This is a genomic window from Streptomyces angustmyceticus (genome assembly GCF_019933235.1).
In the GTDB taxonomy this organism is placed as follows: Bacteria; Actinomycetota; Actinomycetes; order Streptomycetales; family Streptomycetaceae; genus Streptomyces; species Streptomyces angustmyceticus.
In genome coordinates this window covers 2,173,703-2,192,530 of sequence record NZ_CP082945.1, presented here as the reverse complement: position 1 = coordinate 2,192,530, position 18,828 = coordinate 2,173,703, and the positions used below count along the sequence as shown (strand labels likewise).

Here is an 18,828-nt window from a genome sequence, read left to right as displayed (position 1 = left end):
GTGGACGGTTCGAAACTGCCGCGGAGTTGGGGTAATATCTATCCCGTTGCCGCGCCCCAATAGCTCAGTCGGCAGAGCGTCTCCATGGTAAGGAGAAGGTCTACGGTTCGATTCCGTATTGGGGCTCCAGAGGAGAAAGGCCCCCGCCTTATGGCGGGGGCCTTTGTCGTATGCGGATGCATTGGTGTGGGCGGGGGACAGTCGGGAGAGTCAGCGTCCGTGCCGCGGGCGGCTGTTGGGGAGGAGGCCGGGACGGGCGCCAGGGGGCCCGTGTGGCGCATGCCGGGACGGTGAGGTGCCGGGGGAGCGGCCGACGGACGTGAGGGTCACGTCGGCCGCCTCGGGGCGTCAGCTCGCGGGCGCTTCGGGGACGCGCATGGCGAGGATGGCCATGTCGTCGGAGGCCGGTTCGGCGGCGAAGCGTTCCACGGCGCGCAGCACGCGGGCCGCGACGGCGCCGGCCGTCAGTCCCGTACAGGTGGTCAGGACGTCGGTGAGGCCGTCGTCGCCGAGCATGCGGGTGCCCTCGCGGCGTTCGGTGACGCCGTCGGTGACGCACAGCAGGACATCGCCGGGGTCGAGGGTGACGTTCTGTTCGTAGAGCTCCAGATCGTCCATCACGCCCAGGAGCGGCTGGGGTTCGGCGGCCGGCTCGACGCTGCCGTCCTGGCGGAGCCGGAGCGGCAGGGGGTGACCGGCGCAGACCACCTTGAGGAGGGCGCTGCCGTCCTCCTGCGGCCAGAGCTCGCCGTAAAGGAGCGTCAGGAAGCGGCTGCGGGAGCCCTCGTCGAGGATGGCGGCGTTGAGCCGCTCCAGGACGGCCGGGCCGCCGAAGCCCTCACGGGCCAGCAGCCGCAGCGCGTGCCGGGCCAGGCCGGTGACGGCGGCGGCCTCCGGGCCGGTGCCGCAGACGTCGCCGATGGCGAAGCCGTAGGCGCCGTCGCGGATCGGGAAGAGGTCGTAGAAGTCGCCGCCGACCTCGTTGCCCTCGCCGGCCGCGCGGTAGATGACCTCGACCTCGACGCCGGGGATGTCGGGCAGCGGCTCCGGGGGGAGCAGGCTGCGCTGGAGCGACTGGCTGATGGCCGTGCGCTCGGAGTAGAGGCGGGCGTTGTCCAGGGCGAGGGCGGCCCGGCGGGAGAGGTCTTCGGCGAGTTCGAGGATCTCCTGGCGGAAGTGCTCCTCGGTGGGCTTGCCGAGGGTCAGCATGCCGATGACGCGGTTGCGGGCGACCAGCGGCAGGACGACGGTCTCGCCGCCGACCGCGGAGGCGGTGGCGAGGGTGGCGCCGGGGCCGGTGGAGGGCCGGGCGGCGTTGCCCAGGCCCAGGCTGCGCATGGAGGTGCGCAGGGCGGCGTCGTGTGCGGCGTCGCTGGGGGCCGTCCAGATGCGGGCACCCGGGGTGGGGACCGGCTCGGGCGGGTCGACCTTCATCAGCAGCGTCTTGAGGCCGTCGATCCGGTCCTCGTCCTCGTGCAGGACGTAGGAGAGCTCGGGCTCGGAGGTCTGGTCGGCGACGGTGTAGACGGCGCACCAGGTGGCGAGGGTGGGGACCGTCATCTGGGCCATCAGGGCCAGGGTCTGGTCGCGGTCGAGGGTGCCGGCCAGCAGGTCGGAGGCCTCGACGAGGAAGGAGAGGGAGCCGCGGCGCAGCTTCTCCAGCTCGGTGAGGCGGGCCCGCTCGACGGCGAGGGCGATGCGGTCGGCGGCGAACTGGAGGCGCAGCGCCTCTTCGTTCGTATAGCGTCCCGCGCCCTCCGCGGCGACGCCGAGCGAGCCGGTCAGCCGGCCCTCGACCTTGAGGGGGACGGTGACGACCGAGCGCATGCCCGTGCCGCTGAGGAGGGGGACGGCGCCGGGGACGGCGGTGAGATCTTCGTGGACCGCGGGCATCCGGGCGGAGCCGTAGCGTCCGGAACCGGCCTCGACGGGGACGCGGGCGAACCGCTGGCGGGCCGAGGGCAGGCCCGTGGAGGCGCGGACCTCCAGCTCGGTCTCGTCGTCGGTGGCCAGGAGGAGGTAGGCGGCGTCGCCGTCGAGCATGTCCCGGGCGCGCTCGACGGTGCGCTGGAGCAGGCCGTCGAGGTCGTCGGGGGCCGGTGAGCCGATGAAGACCTCGAACGGGTCGGAGGAACGGCCCTCCGACTGGGCGGCCTGGGTGGCGGAGTCCGGCGCCGGGGTGCGCTGGGGGCTCTGCAGGATCGCGCGTTCGTGGTCGCGCACCAGCAGGCAGACCGTGGACGCCTCGCCGTCGGCGTCGCGGACGCGCAGGTGGGAGGCGTAGACGGGGACGACCCGGCCGTCGGAGCCGCGGATGCCGTAGGAGCCCTCCCAGCGGGAGAGCTGGAGTGCCTCGACGATGCCGGTGCCGGTCCCCGGGGTGTGCGGCCAGGCGGCGAAGTCGGTGAGCGGCTTGCCGATGACCTGTTCGGGGTCGTAGGCGAAGAGGTCCTGGGCGTCCTCGTTCCAGAAGCTGATGCAGCCGCCGCGGTCGATCTGGATCACGGCGACGCGGACGCGGGTCTCGGCGACCGGGAGGGCGGCCACCGGCAGGGCGGGGCCCGCGGAGCGGGTGCCGGCCGGGCGCTCGGGGAGGTCGAGCTGGAACCACACGTGCTTTTGCGCGGCGGTGTACTCGACGCCCCAGCGGGTGGCGAGCGCGCCGCACAGCAGCAGGCCGCGGCCGCCCTCGCGGTCCGGGTGCACGACGACCTGGCCGGCGTTCTGGAGCGGGATCTCCCGTTCGGGGTAGCGGTCGGCGACGGAGATGCGTACGCCGCCGTCGTTGCGCAGGCACAGCACGTCGGCGGCGGTGCCGGCGTGCACCACGGCGTTGGTGACCAGCTCGCTGGTCAGCACGACGGCGTCGTCGACGATGTCGGCGCAGCCCCAACCCTGGAGGGTGTCGCGGACGAATGCACGGGCAGTGGCGACCGAGCGCCCGACCGGCTCGAATGTTGCGGCGGCCCGCGCGGTGATCACTGGTCTCCTCATGCGTGTGTCGGTGATCTGCTCCCCCATGGTCGCGGCGCCCCTCCGAATAAACCTGTTGTGCGTGACCCCCGCCCGTGCTCCATGGCCGGGGCGGGTGGACAGCCGTATGCCAGGTTACTTACCTTCGCCGCACCCGAGGATGCCGGTCACGTGTGTTTCCGCCCCAATCGTGCACCGGGACGGTGTGCGATGCTGCCGAACTGTTATGGCCTGGTTGAGCCATGGTGAAACACTGGGCAAGTATCAAGAGAAAGCCCGGGTAGAACGGTCGACCCTGCGGGAGGGACACGGTGGAGTCTGGCGCAGCGGCGCGGGGCGCAAGCACGCGCGCGAAAGGCGGACGATCCCGGAACAACGGGACGACCGAGGTGGATACGGCTGCGCTGAATCGGCTGCTGGTCGCTCTGGTTGCCATGCGGGACGGGAACTTCCGCAAGCGGCTCACGGTTTCCGGCGACGGCGTCATGTCGGAGATCGCGGCGGTCTTCAACGAGGTCGCGGACCGCAATCTGCATCTCACGGGCGAGCTGACGCGGGTGCGCCGGGTCGTCGGGCGTGAGGGAAAACTCACGGAGCGGCTGGAGGTCGGCGCCGCCGAGGGCTCCTGGGCCGCGGCCATCGACGCGTCGAACGCGCTGGTCGACGACCTCGTACGGCCCGTCTCGGAAGTGGGACGGGTGCTGTCGGCGGTGTCCGAGGGCGACCTCGAGCAGCGGATGGATCTGCGGTCGCGCAGTTCGGACAGCTCTTCGGAGCACCCTCTGCGGGGTGAATTCCTGAAGGTCGGCCGGACGGTCAACGGGCTGGTGGACCAGCTCTCCGCGTTCACCGACGAGGTCACCAGAGTGGCCAGTGAGGTCGGTACGGAGGGCAAGCTCGGCGGCCAGGCCCGGGTACGCGGAATGTCGGGTTCGTGGAAGGACCTGACGGAATCCGTCAACACCATGGCGTCCCGGCTGACGGCGCAGGTCCGTGACATTGCTCTCGTCACCACGGCGGTGGCCAAGGGTGATCTGTCGCGCAAGGTGACCGTCCATGTCTCCGGCGAGATGCTGGAGCTGAAGAACACCGTCAACACGATGGTCGACCAGCTCTCCTCCTTCGCCTCCGAGGTGACGCGGGTCGCCCGCGAGGTCGGCACGGAGGGCGAGCTCGGCGGCCAGGCGCAGGTCCCCGGCGTCGCCGGCGTGTGGAAGGACCTGACGGACTCCGTCAACCTCATGGCCGGCAACCTCACCGCGCAGGTGCGCGGGATCGCGCAGGTCACCACGGCCGTCGCGAACGGCGATCTGTCGCAGAAGGTGACCGTCAGCGCACGTGGCGAGGTCGCGCAGCTGGCCGACACGATCAACACCATGACCGAGACGCTGCGCACCTTCGCGGACGAAGTGACGCGGGTGGCGAACGAGGTCGGCGCCGAGGGCCAGCTCGGCGGGCAGGCGCAGGTGCCGGGCGCGGCCGGCACGTGGAAGGACCTCACCGACTCGGTGAACACCGCCTTCCGCAACCTGACCGCGCAGGTGCGGGACATCGCGCAGGTGACGACGGCGGTCGCCAACGGTGACCTCTCGCAGACGGTCACCGTCGATGTCGCCGGTGAAATGCTGGAGTTGAAGAACACCGTCAACACGATGGTGGGCCAGCTGTCGTCGTTCGGCGCCGAAGTGACGCGCGTCGCGCGGGAGATCGGGGTCGAGGGCGAGCTGGGCGGCCAGGCCGCGGTGCCCGGTGCGGCGGGGACGTGGAAGGACCTCACGGACTCCGTGAACACCGCCTTCCGCAACCTCACCGGGCAGGTGCGCAACATCGCGCAGGTGACGACGGCTGTGGCCAACGGCGACCTGTCGCAGAAGGTCACCGTCGACGTCTCCGGCGAGATGCTCCAGCTGAAGAACACCGTGAACACCATGGTGGACCAGCTGTCCTCGTTCGCCGACCAGGTCACCCGGATGGCCAGGGACGTGGGCACCGAGGGCCGGCTGGGCGGCCAGGCCCGGGTGGACGGCGTCAGCGGCACCTGGAAGGAACTGACCGACTCCGTCAACTTCATGGCGGGGAACCTGACGTCGCAGGTGCGGCAGATCGCGCAGGTGACGACGGCGGTCGCCCGGGGCGACCTGTCCCAGAAGATCGACGTGGACGCGCGCGGCGAGATCCTGGAGCTGAAGAACACCATCAACACGATGGTCGACCAGCTCTCCGCCTTCGCCGAGCAGGTCACCCGGGTCGCCCGGGAGGTCGGCACGGACGGCAGGCTGGGCGGCCAGGCGCAGGTGCCGGGCGTCGCGGGCGTCTGGCGCGATCTGACCGACTCCGTGAACGGCATGGCCGGCAACCTCACGGCCCAGGTCCGCAACATCGCACAGGTCGCCACGGCGGTCGCGCGCGGTGACCTGTCGCAGAAGATCGACGTGGACGCCCGGGGCGAGATCCTGGAGCTGAAGAACACCCTGAACACCATGGTCGACCAGCTCTCCTCGTTCGCGGAGCAGGTCACCCGGGTCGCCCGCGAGGTGGGCACCGAGGGCATCCTGGGCGGCCAGGCCGAGGTGCAGGGCGTCAGCGGGACCTGGAAGGACCTCACCCAGTCCGTCAACTTCATGGCGAACAACCTCACCTCGCAGGTGCGCAACATCGCCGAGGTGACGACCGCGGTGGCCCGCGGCGACCTGTCCAAGAAGATCACCGTCGACGCCAAGGGCGAGATCCTCGAACTGGTCACGACCGTCAACACGATGGTCGACCAGCTGTCGTCGTTCGCCGAGCAGGTGACCCGGGTGGCCCGCGAGGTGGGCACCGAGGGGCAGTTGGGCGGCCAGGCGCGGGTGCCGGGCGCGACCGGCATCTGGCTGGATCTCAGCGACAACGTCAACCTGATGGCCAACAACCTGACCATCCAGGTGCGCAACATCTCCCAGGTCTCGGCGGCGGTCGCCAACGGAGACCTGACCAAGAAGGTCACGGTCGAGGCGCGCGGCGAGGTCGCGCAGCTCGCCGACACGGTCAACACGATGGTCACCACGCTGTCGTCGTTCGCCGACGAGGTCACCAGGGTGGCCCGTGAGGTGGGCACCGACGGCATCCTGGGCGGTCAGGCCCGCGTCCCCGGCGTCGCCGGTACGTGGAAGGACCTCACCGAGTCCGTGAACTCGATGGCCAACAACCTGACCGGCCAGGTCCGCAACATCGCGATGGTCACCACCGCCATCGCCAAGGGCGATCTGACCAAGAAGATCGACATCGACGCGCGCGGCGAGATCCTCGCGCTGAAGACCACCATCAACACCATGGTCGACCAGCTGTCGTCCTTCGCGGAGCAGGTCACCCGGGTCGCCCGCGAGGTGGGCACGGAAGGCCAGCTGGGCGGTCAGGCGCAGGTGCGCGGCGTGGCCGGCACCTGGCGGGACCTGACCGAGTCGGTGAACGAGATGGCCGGCAACCTGACCCGTCAGGTGCGTGCCATCGCCGCCGTCGCCGCGGCGGTCACCCTCGGCGACCACAATGTCCGGATCGACGTGGACGCGGCCGGCGAGATCCTGGAGCTCCAGGACAACGTCAACACCATGATCTCCACGCTCCGCGAGACCACCCTCGCCAACGAGGAACAGGACTGGCTCAAGGGCAACCTCGCCCGGATCTCCGGTCTGATGCAGGGCCGGCGCGACCTCAAGGACGTCGCCACGCTCATCATGAGCGAGCTGTCGCCCGCGGTCTCCGCCCAGCACGGCGCCTTCTTCCTGGCGGCGCAGCCCGACAGCCAGGAGATCGGCGCGGACGGCGGCGAGGCCGGCGCGTACGAGCTGCGGCTGATGGGCTCGTACGGCTACGCCATGGGCGGGATGCCGACGACCTTCAAGCCCGGCGAGACGCTGATCGGCACGGCCGCCGAGGAGGGGCGCACCATCCTGGTGGAGAACGTCCCGTCCGGTTACCTCAAGATCGCCTCCGGGCTGGGCGAGGCGCCGCCGGCGAACGTGATCGTGCTGCCGGTGCTGTTCGAGGACAAGGTGCTCGGCGTGATCGAGCTGGCGTCCTTCCAGCCGTTCACCCAGATCCAGAAGGACTTCCTCAGCCAGATCGCCGAGATGATCGCGACCAGCGTCAACACCATCTCGGTGAACACCAAGACCGAGGTGCTGCTCAAGCAGTCGCAGGAGCTGACCGAGCAGCTCAAGGAGCGCTCGGCCGAGCTGGAGAGCCGGCAGAAGGCGCTGGAGCTGTCCAACACGGAGCTGGAGGAGAAGGCCGAGCAGCTGCGGGCGCAGAACCGCGACATCGAGGTGAAGAACACCGAGATCGAAGAGGCGCGGCAGGTCCTGGAGGAGCGCGCCGAACAGCTCGCGGTCTCCATGCGCTACAAGTCGGAGTTCCTGGCGAACATGTCGCACGAGCTGCGCACGCCGCTGAACTCCCTGCTGATTCTGGCCAAGTTGCTGGCCGACAACGCCGAGGGGAACCTCTCCCCGAAGCAGGTCGAGTTCGCCGAGACCATCCACGGCGCCGGCAGCGACCTGCTCCAGCTGATCAACGACATCCTGGACCTGTCCAAGGTCGAGGCCGGGAAGATGGACGTCAGCCCGACGCGGATCGCGCTGGTCCAGCTCGTCGACTATGTGGAGGCGACGTTCCGGCCGCTGACCGCGGAGAAGGGACTCGACTTCTCCGTACGGGTCTCCCCGGAGCTGCCGGCCACGCTGCACACCGACGAGCAGCGGCTGCTGCAGGTGCTGCGCAACCTGCTGTCCAACGCGGTGAAGTTCACCGACAGCGGCGCCGTCGAGCTGGTGATCCGGCCGGCCGGCGCGGACGTCCCGGTGGCCATCAGGGAACAGCTGCTGGAGCACGGTTCGCTGCGCGACCCGGACGCGGACATGATCGCCTTCTCGGTGACCGACACCGGCATCGGCATCGCGTCGAGCAAGATGCGGGTCATCTTCGAGGCGTTCAAGCAGGCGGACGGCACGACCAGCCGCAAATACGGCGGTACGGGCCTGGGCCTGTCCATCAGCCGGGAGATCGCCCGGCTGCTGGGCGGCGAGATCCACGCCGCGAGCGAGCCCAACCGCGGCTCGACGTTCACGCTCTACCTCCCGCACAACCCGGGCGGGCTGCCGCCGCAGGGCTACCCGCAGCTGGTGGCCGGCGGGATCGCGATGGACGCGGAGGCGCGCGAGACGGAGGTCGGGCGCCAGGAGGCCGAGGAGCAGCCGGAGCACGAGCAGGGCTCCAGCCTCAACCGGCGCCGCCGCCGGGCGGTTTCGGGCCCTGGACGCCGCTTCGAGCTGCCGGGGCGCCCGCCGGCCGCGGCACCGCCCCAGACGCCTCAGGCGCCCGCACAGGCGCCGCCGCAGCCGGCCCCGCAGCAGCCCGCCGAGGAGCCCTGGATCGGCAACGGCCAGGATCTGGTGGATCCCGCCTTCGAGGGCGGTTTCCACGGCGAGAAGGTGCTGATCGTCGACGACGACATCCGCAACGTCTTCGCCCTCACCAGCGTCCTGGAACAGCACGGTCTGTCGGTGCTGTACGCGGAGAACGGGCGCGAGGGCATCGAGGTGCTGGAGCAGCACGACGACATCGTGCTGGTCCTGATGGACATCATGATGCCGGAGATGGACGGCTACGCGACCACGGCGGCGATCCGCCGGATGCCGCAGTTCGCCGGACTGCCCATCATCGCGCTGACCGCGAAGGCGATGAAGGGCGACCGGGAGAAGAGCATCGACTCCGGCGCCTCCGACTACGTGACCAAGCCGGTGGATACCGATCATCTGTTGTCGGTCATGGAGCAATGGATGCGCGCGGAGTGAGGGAGCGTCCAGTATGGAGGCGTAAGAGGATCATCGCGTGCTGACTCAGTGTCGCCGTGGACGTGTGGAAGCGCAGGATTCGGGGAACCTTCTGGTCCCTGTCTGCGTTTCTGCTACGTGCACAGTGACATCGCGGTGACAGGGTGTGGCGACAGGCGGGGTGCAGCTACCATGACCGGCACAAGGACGGGCGGCGTGACGGAGTCGTCCCCTGGGGCGGCGTCCGGTTCCATGCCGGGGCGAGGAGGACGGGCCATGGTGCAGAAGGCCAAGATCCTCCTGGTCGATGACCGGCCGGAGAATCTGCTGGCGCTGGAGGCGATCCTCTCTGCGCTCGATCAGACACTGGTGCGGGCATCGTCCGGGGAGGAAGCGCTCAAAGCACTGCTCACGGACGATTTCGCGGTGATTCTGCTCGATGTGCAGATGCCGGGCATGGACGGTTTCGAGACCGCCGCGCACATCAAGCGGCGGGAGCGCACCCGCGACATCCCGATCATCTTCCTCACGGCCATCAACCACGGCCCGCACCACACGTTCCGCGGGTACGCGGCCGGAGCGGTGGACTACATCTCCAAGCCGTTCGACCCCTGGGTGCTGCGCGCCAAGGTCTCGGTGTTCGTCGAGCTGTACATGAAGAACTGCCAACTGCGGGAGCAGGCATCCCTGCTGAGGCTGCAGCTGGAGGGCGGGCGGCCGAGCGCCGACGAGGCGCGGGAGTCCGCGGGGCTGCTCGCCGAGCTCTCCGCGCGGCTGGCCGCGGTCGAGGAACAGGCCGAGGCGCTCTCCAAACAGCTGGACGAGACGGCGGACGCGGCGGCGGTCGCCACGGCGGCCCACCTGGAACGCAAACTGACCGGTCTGCGCCGGGCGCTGGACGCTCTGGAACCCGGGTCGGGCAGCGCCGCGGGATGACTGACGCCCTTTCATGAGGCTGCCGCGCGACACGTTCGGGTGAAGCGCTGTGCGCTCGTGTGATGTCCGCGTTCGCCTGTAATCTCGTCGCCATGGCCTCACGTACGTCCGGCAAGGGAACCCAGAGCACGGCGGGCCCCTCGAAGCAGCGCGCCGGACGGACCGCGGGCGCCGCGAAGAAGACCGCCGCGAAGAAGGCGCCCGCCAAGCCGCCGGTCAAGAAGACCGCGGCCGCGAAGAAGGCACCGGCCAAGAGGGCCCCTGCCAAGAAGGCCGCGGCCAAGAAGCCCGCTCCCCGGCCGGCGCCGTCGCCCACCGGCGGTGTCTACCGCCTCGTCCGTGCCTGCTGGCTGGGGCTCGCGCACACCATCGGGGCGGTGTTCCGCGGCATGGGCCGCGGCGCGAAGAACCTCGACCCGGCGCACCGCAAGGACGGGCTGGCGCTGCTGCTGCTCGGCCTGGCGCTGGTCATCGCGGCCGGTACCTGGTCCAACCTCAGCGGCCCGGTCGGCGACCTCGTCGAGCTGCTGGTGACCGGGGCGTTCGGCCGGCTCGACCTGGTCGTGCCGATACTGCTGGGCGGCATCGCGATCCGCCTCATCCGGCACCCCGAGCGTCCGGAGGCCAACGGCCGGATCGTCATCGGGCTGTCCGCGCTCGTCGTCGGTGTCCTGGGGCAGGTCGCCATGGCGTGCGGCTCGCCGGGCCGCGACGACGGCCTGGCCGCCATACAGGACGCGGGCGGCTACCTCGGGTGGGTCGCGTCCAAGCCGCTGATCTTCACCGTGGGGCAGACCCTGGCCGTGGCGCTGCTGGCGCTGGTGACCCTCTTCGGGCTGCTGGTGGTCACCGCGACGCCGGTGAACGCCATCCCGCAGCGGCTGCGGGCGCTCGGCATCCGGCTGGGCGTGGTGGCGCCCGCGGAGCCCGAGGAGTACGCCGACGCCTTCGAGGACGCCGCGGACGAGTGGCGCGAGCAGCCGGCCCGCACACCGCGCCGCCGCACCGCCGCCGCGCCGGCCGCGAGCGACCCCGACGCGATAGAGGAGGCGGCCCTGGCCCAACGGCGCCGCCCGCGCCGGGCCGCCGCACAGCCCGCCGCCGACCGGCCGATGGACGCGGTGGACGTCGCCGCGGCGGCCGCCGCGGCGCTGGACGGCGCGGTGATGCACGGCGTGCAGCCCTCGCCGCTCGTCGCCGGGCTCAGCAGCAGCATCTCCGGGGAGCGCCGGGGGCACGACGGCGAGGACACCACGGGGGAGAGCGGCACGGTCCCGCCGGCCCGCGGGGCGGAGCCCGGGCCGTCCGCGGCCGAGGACACCCCGTCCGTACCGGACTTCACCAAGGCGCCGCCGGAGCCGGCCGGCGCGCTGCCGGCCCGCGCCGAGCAGCTCCAGCTGGCCGGCGACATCACCTACTCGCTGCCGTCGCTGGACCTGCTCTCGCGCGGCGGTCCCGGCAAGACCCGCAGCGCCGCCAACGACGCCATAGTGACCGCGCTGACCACGGTCTTCCAGGAGTTCAAGGTCGACGCCGCGGTCACCGGGTTCACCCGCGGGCCGACGGTCACCCGCTACGAGGTCGAGCTCGGCCCGGCGGTCAAGGTCGAGAAGATCACCGCGCTGGCCAAGAACATCGCCTACGCCGTGGCCAGCCCCGACGTCCGGATCATCAGCCCGATCCCCGGCAAGTCCGCGGTCGGCATCGAGATCCCCAACACCGACCGGGAGATGGTCAACCTCGGCGACGTGCTGCGGCTGGCCGACGCCGCGGGCGACGAGCACCCGATGCTGGTGGCGCTCGGCAAGGACGTCGAGGGCGGCTACGTCATGGCCAACATGACCAAGATGCCGCACGTCCTGGTGGCCGGCGCCACCGGATCCGGCAAGTCCTCCTGCATCAACTGTCTGATCACGTCGGTCATGGTGCGGGCCACGCCCGAGGACGTCCGGATGGTGCTGGTCGACCCCAAGCGCGTCGAGCTGACCGCGTACGAGGGCATCCCGCACCTGATCACGCCGATCATCACCAACCCCAAGCGGGCCGCCGAGGCGCTGCAGTGGGTGGTGCGCGAGATGGACCTGCGCTACGACGACCTCGCGGCCTACGGCTTCCGGCACATCGACGACTTCAACGAGGCGGTGCGCAGCGGCAAGGTCAGCTCGCCCGAGGGCAGCGAACGGGAGCTGGCGCCGTACCCGTATCTGCTGGTGATCGTCGACGAGCTGGCGGACCTGATGATGGTCGCCCCGCGCGACGTGGAGGACTCCATCGTCCGCATCACCCAGCTCGCCCGCGCGGCGGGCATCCACCTGGTGCTCGCCACCCAGCGACCGTCCGTCGACGTGGTCACCGGCCTGATCAAGGCCAATGTGCCCTCCCGGCTCGCGTTCGCCACCTCCTCGCTCGCCGACAGCCGGGTCATCCTCGACCAGCCGGGCGCCGAGAAGCTGATCGGCAAGGGCGACGGGCTGTTCCTGCCGATGGGGGCCAACAAGCCGGTCCGTATGCAGGGCGCGTTCGTGACCGAGGAGGAGGTCGCGGCCGTCGTCCAGCACTGCAAGGACCAGATGGCGCCGGTCTTCCGCGACGACGTCACCGTCGGCACGGCGAAGAAGAAGGAGATCGACGAGGACATCGGCGATGACCTCGACCTGCTGTGCCAGGCCGCTGAGCTGGTGGTTTCCACCCAGTTCGGGTCAACGTCGATGCTCCAGCGCAAGCTGCGGGTGGGCTTCGCCAAGGCCGGCCGGCTGATGGACCTGATGGAGTCGCGCAACATCGTCGGGCCGAGCGAGGGATCCAAGGCTCGTGACGTTCTTGTGAAGCCTGATGAGCTGGATGGAGTGCTGGCGGTGATCCGGGGGGAGGCTACCGAGTAGCACAGACATCCGGGTCGCACGGACGAGAGAAGAAGGCAACCGTTTCGCCTGCCGAGACGTCAAGTTGAGGGAGATGAGGGAACGATGCTCCACCATCGAGCCCGAGGGCACCGCCGACGGCGTCGTGACGGCGTTCCGATGGCGTACAAACGCCGCTTCCCCGCTTGCCCGACCCTTTCGCTCCACCCCTAGACTGAGCTTCCAGCAGGTGGCTACACGCTCGAAAGGCGCCCCCGTGTCCATCGGCAACTCCCCCGAAGCAGACCGGCCTTCCGTCGGTGCTGCCCTCCAGAAGGCCCGTATCGGAGCGGGACTGACCGTCGAAGAGGTCAGTACGACGACACGGGTGCGCATCCCCCTGGTGCACGCGATCGAGCAGGACGACTTCTCCCGCTGCGGCGGTGACGTCTACGCCCGGGGGCACATCCGGGCGCTCGCCCGCGCCGTCTCGCTCGATCCCGGACCGCTGATCGACCAGTTCGACGCCGAGCACGGCGGACGGCCCGCGCCGACCCCCGCCGCACCGCTCTTCGAGGCCGAGCGGATCCGCTCCGAGCCGCGCCGCCCCAATTGGACCGCGGCGATGGTCGCGGCGATCGTCGCGGTGGTCGGGTTCGTGGGCTTCACGCTCTTCACGGGCGGCGACAAGAGCGACGACGGACCGATCACGGCCGGCGACGCCAACGCGAAGCCGGCGCCGGCGCCCACCCGCCACCCCTCCACCATCAAGCCGCCCGTCAAGCCCGATCCCTCCGAGAGCGCCGTCGCCGGGCTGCCGAAGGACAAGGTCACGATCAAGGTGACCGCGCGTGACGGCCAGAGCTGGATCTCCGCCAAGGACGCCAACGGCAAGCTCCTGGAGGACGGGCTGCTCAAGAAGGGCGAGTCCAAGACCATCACCGACAAGGAACGCATCGACCTGGTCCTCGGGAACGCCGGAGCCGTACAGCTGTACGTCAACGGCAAGGAGGTCAAGAAGGTCGGCGACAAGGGCACGGTGGAGCGCCTGAGCTATACGCCGGGTGACCCCCAGGCGGGCTGAGAAGCGGTTCGCCGGGGGCGTGTGCCGCTCGTTCCGGGGCCCCGGGGCGGGCGGTACAGACCTGCGCGCCAAGGGGGTGCCGGGGACAAAGTAGGCTGAGCCCCATGCCCGAACGCCGTACCGTCGCCCTCGTCACTCTTGGCTGCGCCCGTAACGAGGTGGACTCGGAGGAGCTCGCAGGCCGCCTGGCAGCGGACGGCTGGGACCTCGTCGAGGAAGCCGCCGATGCCGATGTCGCCGTCGTCAACACCTGTGGGTTCGTCGAGGCCGCGAAGAAGGACTCCGTCGATGCCCTGCTGGAAGCCAACGATCTGAAGGATCACGGCAGAACCCAGGCCGTGGTGGCCGTCGGCTGCATGGCCGAGCGCTACGGCAAGGAGCTCGCCGAGGCGCTGCCCGAGGCCGACGGCGTGCTCGGCTTCGACGACTACAGCAACATCTCCGACCGCCTGCAGACCATCCTCAACGGCGGCATCCACGCCGCCCACACCCCCCGCGACCGCCGCAAGCTGCTGCCGATCAGCCCGGCAGAGCGCCAGGCGTCCGCCGGCGTCGCGCTGCCCGGCCACGCCCAGGAGGAGCCGCCGGCGGCCCCGCCGGAGGACCTGCCGGAGGGCGTCGCGCCCGCCTCCGGGCCGCGTGCGCCGCTGCGCCGCCGGCTCGGCAGCAGTCCCGTGGCCTCGGTGAAGCTGGCCTCCGGCTGCGACCGGCGCTGCTCGTTCTGCGCGATCCCGTCCTTCCGCGGCTCCTTCATCTCGCGCCGGCCCTCCGACGTGCTCGGCGAGACGCGCTGGCTGGCGGAAGACGGCGTCAAGGAGATCATGCTGGTCTCCGAGAACAACACCTCCTACGGCAAGGACCTCGGCGACATCCGGCTGCTGGAGACCCTGCTGCCGGAGCTGGCGGCCGTCGACGGCATCGAGCGGATCCGGGTCAGCTACCTGCAGCCCGCCGAGATGCGCCCCGGTCTGATCGACGTCCTGACCGGCACCGACAAGGTCGCGCCCTACTTCGACCTGTCCTTCCAGCACTCGGCGCCCGGTGTGCTGCGCTCCATGCGGCGCTTCGGCGGCACCGACAGCTTCCTGGGGCTGCTGGAGACGATCCGGACCAAGGCGCCGCAGGCCGGTGCCCGCTCCAACTTCATCGTCGGCTTCCCCGGCGAGAGCGAGAGCGACCTCGCGGAGCTGGAGCGCTTCCTCACCGAGGCCCGGCTGGACGCCATCGGCGTCTTCGGCTACTCCGACGAGGACGGCACCGAGGCCGCGTCGTACGAGGGCAAGGTCGACCCGGACGTGGTCGCCGAGCGGCTGGCGCGGGTCTCCCGGCTGGCCGAGGAGCTGACCGCGCAGCGCGCCGAGGAGCGGATCGGCGAGACGCTGCGGGTGCTGGTCGACCGGACCGACGACGAGGACGGCATCGTCGGGCGGGCCGCGCACCAGGCGCCGGAGACCGACGGCGTCACCCTGCTGTCGACCGACCAGGAGCTGGCGCCCGGTCGTATGGTCGAAGCAAAGGTGGTCGCGAGCGAAGGCGTGGATCTCGTCGCGGAGGTGCTGTCGGTGGAGGGCACAGGGTGTACCGAGGAGGCGGCCAGATGAGCGGAGTCCCGGCTTCCGCGGCTGGTGGCCCGCGCACGGCGCCGGCCGTCCGGCAGGCCGGGCTGTGGAACATCGCCAACCTCCTGACGATGCTGCGGCTGGTGCTGGTCCCGGCCTTCGTGCTGCTGCTGATGCACGACAACGGAACGGACCCCGTCTGGCGGGTCTTCGCCTGGGCCGCCTTCGCCGTCGCCATGATCACCGATGTCTTCGACGGGCATCTGGCGCGCACGTACAACCTGGTCACCGACTTCGGCAAGATCGCGGACCCGATCGCGGACAAGGCGATCATGGGCGCGGCGCTGATCTGTCTGTCGGTGCTCGGCGACCTGTCCTGGTGGGTGACCGGCGTGATCCTCTTCCGGGAGCTCGGCATCACGCTGATGCGGTTCTGGGTGATCAAGCACGGGGTCATTCCGGCCAGTCGGGGCGGCAAAATCAAGACATTGGCGCAGGGCACCGCGGTGGGCATGTACGTCCTGGTGCTGACCGGCCCGCTGGCGACCTTCCGCTGGTGGGTGATGGCGGTGGCGGTCGCGCTGACCGTGGTCACCGGTCTCGACTACGTCCGGCAGGCCGTGGTGCTGCGCCGGGCCGGGCTGGCCCGGGAACGCGCCGAACGGGCCGAGCGGACCGAGCGGGACACGGCCCGGTGAACACGCCGGGTTCTGCCGCGGCCGGGGTGCTGGAGCTGCTCGCCGGGCGCGGTCAGAGCCTGGCGGTGGCCGAGTCGCTGACCGGCGGCCTGGTGGCGGGCGCGCTGACCGCCGTCCCAGGGGCCTCACGGGTCGTGCGCGGCTCCGTCACGGCGTACGCCACCGACCTCAAGCGGGAGGTACTGGGCGTGGACGGCGCCCTGCTGGCCGCGCGCGGGGCCGTGGACGGGGAGGTCGCGCGGCAGATGGCGAGCGGTGTGCGGCGGGTGCTGGGTGCCGACTGGGGCATCGCCACCACGGGGGTGGCCGGCCCCGATCCGCAGGACGGATACCCGGTGGGCACGGTTTTCGTGGCGGTCCAGGGGCCGGGCGGTGCTGGGCGGGTGCGGCGGCTGGCGCTGGAGGGCGACCGTGACCGGATCAGGCTGGACACCATGGACGCCGTGCTCGCAATGCTGTTGAGCGAACTGACAGAAAATACGCGGGCACAGGATACGGAACAACACGGGGGGAATGGATGTTTGCAGCCCTGAGTGAACACGTACTTGCACCCCGCACGCCCACAGCCCGAGGCGGTACGGTGGGGCGAGAAGGATCCGGATCCGAGGTCCGAGGAGGGAGCCAGCGATGATTCTGCTTCGTCGCCTGCTGGGTGACGTGCTGCGCCGACAGCGTCAGCGCCAGGGCCGAACCCTGCGCGAGGTCTCTTCCTCCGCCCGGGTATCGCTCGGCTATTTGTCCGAGGTGGAGAGGGGGCAGAAGGAGGCGTCCTCCGAACTGCTCTCGTCGATCTGTGACGCGCTGGACGTGCGCATGTCCGAGCTCATGCGGGAGGTCAGCGACGAGCTGGCACTCGCCGAGCTGGCAGCGTCCGCGGCCGCGAGCGACCCGGTGCCCGCACCGGTGCGGCCGAAGCTCAATTCGGTGTCCGTCACGTCCCTGGCCGGTGTGCCGGAGGAGCGCGTGACCATCAAGTCCCCGGCCGACGTCGTGGATGTCGTCGCGGCCTGACACCCCTTTCGCACGCAGCAGAGCCCCGGTGGGAAGCAGCCCGCCGGGGCTCTGCGCTGCGCGGGTGCGGCGGGCCGTGGGCCTGGGGCGGTGCCCGGCCGGACCGCCCGGGCGGCTGGGACGGGCGATTCATTTATACGATGGTCAAATCGGATATATCGCCTAAATCAGGAGTATCTGCATGTCTGTCGTCAAGAGCACACTGTCCGACGAGGACCGCGGCATCGTCGGGGCCGCCCTGCAGGGAGCGCTCGTCGATCTGGTGGACCTCTCCCTCGTCGCGAAGCAGGTGCACTGGAACGTCGTCGGGCCCCGCTTCCGCTCCGTCCACCTCCAGCTCGACGAGGTGGTCGCCAGCGCGCGGCAGCATGCCGACACGGTGGCCGAGCGGGCGTCGGCGATCGGGGTGTCGCCCGACGGGCGGGCCGGCACCGTCGCCAAGACCAGCGGCATCAGCGAGATCACGGACGGCTGGATCAAGGACGGCGACGTGGTACGGGCGATGGTGGCGGCGCTGAGCGCGGTCATCGGCCGGATGCGCGAGCGGATCACCGCCACCGCGGACCCGGACCCGGTCAGCCAGGACATCTTCATCGGGCTGACCGCCGACCTGGAGAAGCACCACTGGATGTTCCAGGCCGAGTCCCACTGACGGGCCGCGGCGCCCGCTGGGGCCCGGGGCCGCGGCATGCCCTGCCGGCCGGCGGCGGCCGGTGCGGAGGCTCGTGGCGGCGCGGTCCGTCCCGGGGCTCGCGGGGCCGGCCGCGCGCCGCGAACGCCCCGGTGCGCCCTCCCGCCGGGTGGCGGGGCCCGTCTAGCGTCGGCCGGAGGAGGCAGCCATGGGGTGGCGTGATGTCGCGGCCGGCGGGGCGTCCGGCAGGCGTCCGCGGGCCCAGCCGGGCCGCTGGATATCCGGGGCCGTCGTCGGGGTGCTGTGGTGGTGGGCCGCGCTGCGGCTGGTGCTCTGGCCGCAGTCGGCGGGGGTGGTCGAGGGAGTGGTGGCGCTCGGCGGCTGGGGGCTGAGCCTGCTGCCGGTGCACTGTGTGCCGCGGACGGACGGGGACGGCGGCTGGCGCCGGGCCGTCGTCCGGACGGTCCGGGGGGTGCGCGCGGCGCGGGGGCTCTGCGGGGCGGTGCTCACCAGGGCATGGCGACGCCGCCGTTCGGGCGGAGGATCTGGCCGGTCATGAAGGACGAGGCGTCCGACGCCAGGTGCAGCACGGTGTGCGCGATGTCCTCCGGTTCGCCGACCCGGCCCAGCGGGGACATCCGGATCATCGGCCCCTCCGCCTGCTGCTGCGCCTGCGCGGTGTGGCGCTCGGTCATCGGCGTACGGACCCAGCCCGGGGCGACGGCGTTGACGCGGATGCCGTGCCGCCCCACTTCCGTGGCCAGGGTCCTGGTGAGCTGGATGACGGCGGCCTTGGCCGCGCCGTAGCAGAGCAGGCCGGGGGCGCCGGTGTCGATCGCGCCGGACGCCATGTTCACCACGGAACCAGGGGTGGCGGTGGCGATCATCGCGCGGGCGGCCTCCTGGCAGCCGTACAGCACGCCCTTGAAGTTGGTGGTCCAGACCCGGTCCAGGTCCGCGTCCGCGGTCTCCAGGACGGGGGCGGAGTGCATGATTCCGGCGATGTTCGCCATCACGTCGAGGCGGCCGGTGGCATCGCGGGCGGCGTCGACGACGGCGGCTATCTCGTCGCGCCGGGTCACGTCGAGGCGGTGGGCGTGCGCCGAGCCCCCGGCGGCGGTGATCTCCGCGGCGGTCTCCTCGACGCCGGGCCCGTCGAGGTCGGCGCAGTGGACGGTGGCCCCGGCCTCGGCGAGGAGGACGGCGGTGGCGCGGCCGATGCCGCCGGCCGCGCCCGTGACGATCGCGATGCGGCCCGTGAGGTCGTACGCCGTGAAGGGCATGGGGCG

The 18,828-nt window shown here is 71.1% G+C and carries 12 protein-coding genes and 1 tRNA gene; 11 read left to right on the top strand and 2 right to left on the bottom strand.

The features are described from left to right. Positions 1–53 precede the first annotated feature (53 nt). A tRNA-Thr gene (locus K7396_RS09950) sits at positions 54–129 on the top strand. Positions 130–348: 219 nt separating this feature from the next. Here the strand turns inward: K7396_RS09950 and K7396_RS09945 are convergent. After that, complete coding sequence (locus tag K7396_RS09945) at positions 349–3,021, bottom strand: SpoIIE family protein phosphatase (protein ID WP_373866965.1); 2,673 nt, start codon at positions 3,019–3,021, stop codon at positions 349–351. A 263-nt stretch (positions 3,022–3,284) separates the two neighbouring features. Here K7396_RS09945 and K7396_RS09940 point away from each other — a divergent pair, with 263 nt between their 5' ends. The 10 genes from K7396_RS09940 to K7396_RS09895 all read left to right on the top strand — a co-directional run bounded on the left by K7396_RS09940 (position 3,285) and on the right by K7396_RS09895 (position 18,098). Next, positions 3,285–8,801 carry a HAMP domain-containing protein gene (locus tag K7396_RS09940; RefSeq protein WP_086720535.1) on the top strand — a complete coding sequence of 1,839 codons (5,517 nt, stop codon included), beginning with the start codon at positions 3,285–3,287 and terminating at the stop codon, positions 8,799–8,801. 255 nt (positions 8,802–9,056) lie between these two features. Then, positions 9,057–9,716, top strand: a complete 660-nt coding sequence (locus K7396_RS09935) for a response regulator (protein ID WP_018092947.1) — start codon at positions 9,057–9,059, stop codon at positions 9,714–9,716. Positions 9,717–9,808: 92 nt separating this feature from the next. Next, positions 9,809–12,598 (top strand): DNA translocase FtsK, encoded by a 2,790-nt coding sequence (locus K7396_RS09930; RefSeq protein ID WP_223659840.1) that lies wholly within the window; start codon positions 9,809–9,811, stop codon positions 12,596–12,598. Between the two features lie 235 nt (positions 12,599–12,833). Beyond that, a complete protein-coding gene (locus tag K7396_RS09925) occupies positions 12,834–13,640 on the top strand; it encodes a helix-turn-helix domain-containing protein (RefSeq protein ID WP_086720537.1) in 807 nt (268 codons plus the stop codon). Between the two features lie 104 nt (positions 13,641–13,744). Beyond that, a complete protein-coding gene (gene rimO / locus K7396_RS09920; protein ID WP_086720538.1) occupies positions 13,745–15,241 on the top strand; it encodes a 30S ribosomal protein S12 methylthiotransferase RimO in 1,497 nt (498 codons plus the stop codon). Beyond that, a complete protein-coding gene (pgsA, locus tag K7396_RS09915) occupies positions 15,238–15,897 on the top strand; it encodes a CDP-diacylglycerol--glycerol-3-phosphate 3-phosphatidyltransferase (protein ID WP_086720539.1) in 660 nt (219 codons plus the stop codon). The genes rimO and pgsA overlap by 4 nt, the downstream gene beginning before the upstream one ends. Beyond that, positions 15,894–16,430, top strand: a complete 537-nt coding sequence (locus K7396_RS09910; protein ID WP_086720540.1) for a CinA family protein — start codon at positions 15,894–15,896, stop codon at positions 16,428–16,430. Before pgsA ends, K7396_RS09910 begins: the two co-directional genes overlap by 4 nt. Positions 16,431–16,524: 94 nt before the next feature. Further along, a complete protein-coding gene (locus tag K7396_RS09905) occupies positions 16,525–16,908 on the top strand; it encodes a helix-turn-helix domain-containing protein (RefSeq protein WP_086720541.1) in 384 nt (127 codons plus the stop codon). 181 nt (positions 16,909–17,089) lie between these two features. Next, the gene (locus tag K7396_RS09900; protein WP_086720542.1) at positions 17,090–17,560 is read left to right on the top strand and encodes a Dps family protein; all 471 of its coding nucleotides are present in this window, start codon (positions 17,090–17,092) and stop codon (positions 17,558–17,560) included. Positions 17,561–17,747: 187 nt separating this feature from the next. Continuing rightward, entirely contained in the window at positions 17,748–18,098 is a 351-nt protein-coding gene (locus K7396_RS09895) for a hypothetical protein (RefSeq protein ID WP_223659839.1), read from the top strand. On the opposite strand, the gene K7396_RS09890 is transcribed toward K7396_RS09895, so the two are convergent. Then, positions 18,046–18,822 (bottom strand): SDR family NAD(P)-dependent oxidoreductase, encoded by a 777-nt coding sequence (locus K7396_RS09890; protein ID WP_086720543.1) that lies wholly within the window; start codon positions 18,820–18,822, stop codon positions 18,046–18,048. The two genes, K7396_RS09895 and K7396_RS09890, sit on opposite strands and share 53 nt — an antisense overlap. Positions 18,823–18,828 lie beyond the last annotated feature (6 nt).